At 49.4% G+C, this 5,173-nt stretch carries 3 protein-coding genes; all 3 read right to left on the bottom strand.

Annotated features, from left to right (window positions below; translation table 11 throughout):
* Positions 1-1,116, bottom strand: a 1,116-nt coding sequence (locus tag MKK70_RS18585) for a family 16 glycosylhydrolase (protein ID WP_243949307.1), incomplete at its 3' end; no start/stop codon positions are given.
* 1,686 nt (positions 1,117-2,802) lie between these two features.
* Entirely contained in the window at positions 2,803-4,437 is a 1,635-nt protein-coding gene (locus MKK70_RS18580) for a hypothetical protein (protein ID WP_243949305.1), read from the bottom strand.
* Positions 4,438-4,607: 170 nt separating this feature from the next.
* Positions 4,608-4,871, bottom strand: a complete 264-nt coding sequence (locus tag MKK70_RS18575) for a hypothetical protein (RefSeq protein ID WP_243949303.1) — start codon at positions 4,869-4,871, stop codon at positions 4,608-4,610.
* Between the last annotated feature and the right edge of the window lie 302 nt (positions 4,872-5,173).

The following is a 5,173-nucleotide window of genomic DNA, read 5'->3' as shown; positions in this document are numbered from 1 at the left end:
GAGAGACGAGGCACCGGTGTCACTCGTCAGGGCCACACTGGGCGCTGCTACCTTGGTGTCGAGGGTGAAGCTGAGGGAGCTTGCGGTGGAGGTGTTGCCGGCCACGTCGGTTTGCGTGACCAAAACCGTGTGCGCCGCGTCTGCCAGCTTGGTTGGATCATAGCTGGCAGAGGCCAGTCGTCCATCGACGCTGTCGAGAAGCGGCGCCCCCGCCTCGACACCCGTGCTCGTCACACCACCCGCGCGGGTGCTGCCGCCGAGAGACCAGGCACCGGTGTCACACGTCACGCCCACACTGGGCGCTGCCACCTTGGGAAAGGTGTGAATCCCTACTGGCGTCGTGTCCTTACCATCTGGCGAGGAAATTGGAGCTAAAGTAACAGCCTGAACATTCGGGTCGTTTGAGTAGGCACGTATATAATCTATTTTATAGCTTGCACTTGTTCCGGAGTTTGGCGCTAGAGGCCAGCTATACTGATCACCAACGGCGAGGTTTGCTAGTATGTACATCTGCTGGTTCGCCATAGCTGGCGGAACGGCGTGTGCGGTACCAATAAACTGCCCATCAAAAGTAAACTGGATCTTGTTAGAATCCCAGTAAAAACCATAGGTATGGTAGCCTTCATCCAAGGCCACTCCGGTGTTGTAAATAAATTCCTGAGCTCCGAGGGGCGCTTTATTGCTAACGTAGTACTGACTCTTCCCATACAGACTCGGCTGCTCAAATATATCCACCTCTGTTTGGTAATTATCCCGCGGTAGCATCCAAAACGCTGACCAAAACCCTTTGGATATGGGAACTTGGGCACGTATTTCAAAAAACCCCTGGTTTTGTGTAAAAGTGCTTGCCGTTTGTATCAAGCCTGAGCTATAAGTTTTATCATATGGCAGACCAGCAGCAGGGCTTGCGGTAATATTCAGCGCCCCATTATCAAAACTAAATGGATTATTTTTACTTGAAGGATTGTAGTCAGCGTACCATTCTGCCTCATGGTTGCTCCACAATGTCCGATCGCCGTTTGCAAATGTCGTTGAAAATTTTGACAGATCCGCCGAAGTTGTCATCTCAGCATCAAATGTGAGATGGTAACCAGTTAAATCAAGATATGTACTCACGACAGTTTACTCCTATCTATAGATCTTGCTTTTCTTTTAGGAATTAAGGCATAGAATTAGGATATAAGCAAGACAACAATCCTTTTTAGTCGAGCCTTCAATTAATAGTCCTCTAACACACTTTTTCGGGACGCCTTAACGATTTATAAGCAGGCCCGTGATTCCAGCTGATGATCTCGGCGGAAGCGCTGGATCAGCCTGATGCGGCTCGCATCCATCCCTGGGCTTGTCGCGTCTGGTATCGCTGACTCTGACTGCCCTCGTCCCCTCGAAGCGCGCCTGCTGGAAACGCGGTCATCGGCACAAGACCCTGCTCGATTTAGGACGGCAAATGGACTTGCAGGGACGGCGCTGGCTGTTGGGGCACACCCTCGAGCTGGTCGGCGATAGCGCATTCTCAGCCATGCTGCTTCTCGATGTTCTGCGCCGCGGCAGTATCACAGCCATCATCCGCCTGCGCCTGGAGCGATACTCTACGATCCAGAGCCTCCGAGGCTTCTCGGTACGATCGGGCGCCCGCGCAAGAAGGGCGTGCGGCAGCTAACCTTGTCCAAAATCCTGACCGGCTCGAGTACCGTCTGGCAGCAGGTGAGCGTGCCGGGCCGGTACGGCATGGGCGAGCGCAGAATCGAGATTCCACGGCCTGCGCCATCTGGCATCATTCCAATCTACCAGCAGTGCCGATCCGCTGGGCTCTGATCCACAGAGCCGGAGAACCACTTCGAGCTGCAAGGGCTGCTCTGCACTGACCCCATACGAGATCCGACACAGATCGTGACGTGGTTCGTCCGACGCTGGCAGGTCGAGGTCATATTCCAGGAAGCGCGTGCCCATCTCGGAGTCGAGACACAGCGTCGATGGTCCGACAAGGCTATTGCTCATACGACCCCCTGCCTACTCGCCCTATTCTCCATCGCCACCCAGCTGACAGCACGTGAGCGGCGGCAGGTCGCGGCTACCGTGGTACAACCGCAGCCTACTTTCCTCGGTGCTTTTGCTGCCGTCCGTCGCGCGATCTGGTGCCAGGAGGGTTGTCGACGTCACCCCGCAGACGCAACCAAAGAAATCGGTTCCGCCTGCCACAAGCCTGGGCCTACGCCCTCTGCCAAGCCGCCCAGTTTAACCAAAGTCGAGCTCAGAGCCCGTCCGGTGAGGTATTTTAGTCGGCTCGTTTCTTTGGACGAGGATCATAAGGGCAGCGGCGTAGAGGAAGGTCTAAGCTGAGGTGAGGGTCGCTTACGGATACTTCCAGGGGCGGCGGTTACAGCTAATTCAACCGAATAGGTACTCGGCCAGCTACTAGCGCGGATGCAATCGGCCTACGCGCATTTACTACACCTCCGATCAGCGCTGAGAGGAACTCCCAATCTTCCTTTTCCGCTACACCTTGCAGCGCCTGCCTATGGAAATCAACTGCCAAACACTCATCAGACGCTTCTGTCTCTCCGAGGGCAACTATTGATTATATGCAGCAAGATCACTCCTACTCGAGGAGCAAATGATACAGCACCACAATTGTATCATCTGGATAGGGTCATAAATTCCCGGCAGCATTCGATGGCTACGCCCATTCTAAAAATTATAACTTGCTCCTTATAAATTATATTGACGGAATAACTATTTTATCGACCGGATTTTCGCGGTGGATCAAATTAATCCTAAACATGTTATTTCTAATACGAATTATTATCTTCTAATAACATTTATTACGAAGTATGTAGTTTTAGGTCGCCCTCCGTACGCCACCGTCAAACCAGTTTTAGATGTGGGCTGAGGTATCTCCGTAATTGATATTTTATGAGGACCAAGACTGGTAAAGACACCGCCTAAATGCAAACTGTCTACACTAATTTTTGAACCGTCATATGAATCAGCCTTATATACAGTCGATCCTTCTTTTATGACACTTTGATTGCTGATAGTAAAACTGAATGGCTCATTTAAATAAGCTGTTTGACTCGACAGCTTAGGTATTAACAATTCCGGGAAAGCATTTGCCGGATATATAAGACTTTCTGGATCTAGATTTCCCTCCCAAATTTTTACTGATTGTAAAGTCATCGACAATTCATCACGATTAGTAATTAAACTTGATGCATTACGCACATTAAACGCAAATGATGGAACACCCTGCATGCCAAACAAAAGATGCATTGCTTGTCTCTTAACAGTATTATGTATATCAGTATAGCTATCAGTCAAAAACTCTTGGTACTGCTCCTGATAAACCTTACCATCCAAAATATACCTAATAATATTTGATCCATCGTTTGGCCAATCAATCATAAGAGTATAAAATCGGTCCGAGAGCATACCTTCAGAAAGACTCGTATAGCGGTAGCCGCTAGGGTCTTTAGTCTCTTGATTTGAGTAAAAACCATTGCTAGTTGCCAAAAATTGCGTATACGGTTTTAATTTAAATGCCGGGCTATCATAAGGACCTGACTGATACGCAACCAAGCCTCCTGTGAGGCCTTTACCCGGGCCATATATATTTGAAGTCCAAAAATCACCAAAATCCTGCTCATAATATTGAAAATGATCGTTTTTATTATTTGAGGACAGAAGAGTATTATTAAATAGCTTGGCGCCGTTAGCGGCAGTATAGTAGGGATTTCCTTTTGCTTCCGGTATACGATTAGGTGATAGTTGCGTTCCGGAAAATGACCAAAGTGGCATCCATATGAAAGGTGAGTTTCCGTTTTTGAAAACTATCTCTAATGACATACCAGGCTTCCATTCGGGCTCAAGACGAAATCCACCTGCGTAGCAGTTGCCCGCGGTATATACTTTGCCGTTATTTTTACCGACAACGCCAAGCTTTAATCCTTCTACTGTAAAAGTGTGAAGGTCGTAGCGGTGGCCGGCCGGGTAGCGACGTGCTCGGCAATTTGACGATCCAGATGATGGATCATCCATGGGAGAGCCAATTGACTGTGAAAGATTTCCGCTGATAGAGTTATAGAATGCAATGGCGTCGAGCATAGCCCGATTGTTTATGTTTCCGGTCGGCCTAAAATCAATCGATGCAATATTCTTTGCTCTTGGTAGAAGCCTCCCATATGATGGCTTGTCTAAACTATTATGCGGAACTTGCATAGTGGGATTATTAACAGTCGTAAGCCATTGCTGAGAGTAATCAATACTATCATTAAGTGCTTCGTTTGGATCATTCGCACGAGCTGTTCGAAGGCTATGTTGCATTATAAATATCAACAACGAAAATGTAATAATTAAATTCAACTTTAATAAAAAAATACCCGGGGGTTTTGGCGATATTACATTCATCATGGCCTCATGCTGATTTAAGAGTTTATACATTATTAATCATAGTTATTGATTTATCATATGCGTTTGATGATTCGCATTTCAAATCTAAGTTTGCCAATGGGATATTTAAGCAGAAATGTGGCATAAGAGGGAATAGCGATAATGGTCGGCATAGGTCTTTCCGGTCTTGGTCACGCCCGGCCGGGGCGGGTGGCCAGCGATCAGATTATGCCAGGTGCTGTCGGCGGCGGCATGTGCTTGTGCGTCGACCAGATCAGGGCGCCGGCCTCGTTGGTGAGCATGGCCACACCGGACCAGCCCTCGAGGATCGCTTGAGCGAGAAACCTCCCTTGAGCGATCGCCTGATCCCCCGAGCTCGCCTCGATGTGGATGTGCCGCGTCTCGATACGCCCATCACCATCGCAACGACGGCGCAGGATCCGAAGTTCGAACCCGGAGGTGAGCACGCCTGCAAGCTGTGGCATGGCGTCAATTGGTAAAACGATTTGTTTCAGAGTGACATAGCCAAACAGGCGTGGTCAGACCTCTTTTTGGATGTTAAGGACCTGCTTTTTCGAGAAAGGCGCCGAACCGGAATCGATCGTGCCTCTGCCGTGGCTTGGGCCGATCTCAGTTCGTGACGATATGAGGACAACATCGCGTGCCTATTTCTCAGCGTCAGCTCGGTGCATCGATCCGGACCGCGCTGCATATCGCTGATCGCGATGCGATCGCTGCTTTCGTCCTGGACGAGAGCACAGTGTTTGCGCCCAATAATCCGTTCGCG

The organism is Methylobacterium sp. E-041 (assembly GCF_022829665.1).
GTDB lineage: Bacteria > Pseudomonadota > Alphaproteobacteria > Rhizobiales > Beijerinckiaceae > Methylobacterium.
Note: the sequence above shows the minus strand (reverse complement) of the source record. Positions and strands in the feature narration are given on the sequence as shown.

Excerpts from the sequence above, each read along its gene's own strand:
- MKK70_RS18575 (WP_243949303.1), bottom strand. The coding sequence starts at position 4,871 with ATGCCACAGCTTGCAGGCGTGCTCACCTCCGGGTTCGAACTTCGGATC.
- MKK70_RS18580 (WP_243949305.1), bottom strand. The coding sequence starts at position 4,437 with ATGTATAAACTCTTAAATCAGCATGAGGCCATGATGAATGTAATATCG.